Genomic DNA, 1,645 nt, shown 5'->3' on the forward strand with positions numbered 1-1,645 from the left:
GCGCAGGGCGTCGCTGAGGCGCTTGAGGACGACGATGCCCACGCCGCTGGCGAAGACCGTGCCGTTCGCGTCGGCGTCGAACGGACGGCAGTGCCCGTCGGGGGAGAAGATGTTCCCCTCCTGGTACACGTAGCCGCCGCGCTGCAGCACGTTGATCGAGGCGCCGCCGGCGAGCGCCACGTCGCACTCGAATTCGGCGAGACTCTTGCACGCTTGATGAACCGTCACCAGCGAGCTGGAGCAGGCTGTGCTGATCGTCATGCTCGGCCCGGTGAGGTTGAGCCGGTGCGAGATCTGGGTCGCCGCGTAGTCCTTGTCGTTGAAGAGCGCGATCTGGCGGGCGAACGAGGCCATCAACTCGGCCCGCGGCAGCAGGTGGTGGAGGAAGTAGCCGCTGCGGCCCACGCCCAGGAAGACGCCGGTCGCCTCCTCGCTCACGGCGGGGTCGTGGCCCGCGTCGTTCAGGGCCTCCACCGCCACTTCGAGGAGGAACCGCTGTTGCGGGTCCATCAACTCGGCTTCGCGCGCGGTGAGACCGAAGTACTCCGCATCGAACTCCTCGATCCCGTCGAGAAGCCCACCCGCGCGCACGAGATCCGGATTGTCGAGGACGTCCGGGTCGTCATGCGCGGAGATCAGGTCGTCGTCGCCGAGGCGAGCGATCGACTCTCTTCCCTCGATCAGGTTCCGCCAGAATTCATCGGCATTCATGGCGCCGGGCACGCGAAGGGCCAATCCGACGACCGCAATCGAGTCCACGCTCAAAATCGGCTCCTCTACGGGCATGAAGGTGTCATTTTTCGATTACCGTATCGAGCGCCGATGAATCTGTCGTGAATCACAACTGCGGGTCAGTGAAGTCGGACTGCCGACGAGTGGACGGCAGAGGCGGTATCGGCTCCGCCGCTCCGGCGCCGGTGCGCCGACTGTTCGGACAGGAGCGTCGGTTGTGGCCCGGCGCGGGCTCGCGCCGGGGCGGCTGCCGGCGTGCACGGTGCGCGAATCAGCAAACGTCGCATTGGCAGGTCACACAGGGTTGACACGATGCTGAGCCGACGGGTTTGATCAAGGCGAAGCGGGATAGTTCGACTTTGACTGGTCGGACTGGAGCATGCCAGGGGAAGGGGAGGGTGAATTCTACAATGGACCGTTCCGGTGCCTGTTGACTTTCATTCGCCAATCGCATTATCGTCGCTTTCGGCGGTCGGTCGTGGCAGCCATTCGATGTGGCGCCTGTCGATCCTGTCGCCGGCCTCGGTAATCGAAAACCGGTCCGCGACCCTCCCGCTCGCGAAGTCATTCTGCCGAGAGACCTGCCCGTGCGGATCTCGGCCCGCGAGAACCCCTGCTCCTACACGTCCCGACTGCACCGCAGTGTGTCGTGTCCGGACCCGCCGTTCCGAGTCCGCTCTCCGGAATCCCGGAAGAGTCGTGGGCTCCCCACATGCTCCGCTGCCGTACCTGTGAGCGCTGAGCCCTTGAGGCGCTGTGCTCGAAAGGCGGCCGCGGTTTTCCACACAGTCTCGCCGAACAGGAGGAGGTGAACAGCATGGAGAAGATCGAGTTCGAGAACGTCGAGATCGCCGGTCTGGCGGACGACGAGCTCGCCGACGTTGTCGGTGGCAACGCCCTGGTTGCCCGCCCC

General features: G+C 65.3%; 1 protein-coding gene. It reads right to left on the reverse strand.

What is annotated here, in order from left to right; genetic code table 11:
• Positions 1 to 759: beta-ketoacyl synthase N-terminal-like domain-containing protein (locus UK12_RS32500; protein ID WP_045306807.1), on the reverse strand; the 759-nt coding region annotated here is incomplete at its 3' end.
• Positions 760 to 1,645: the final 886 nt, after the last annotated feature.

The organism is Saccharothrix sp. ST-888 (assembly GCF_000955975.1).
Classification (GTDB): domain Bacteria; phylum Actinomycetota; class Actinomycetes; order Streptomycetales; family Streptomycetaceae; genus Kitasatospora.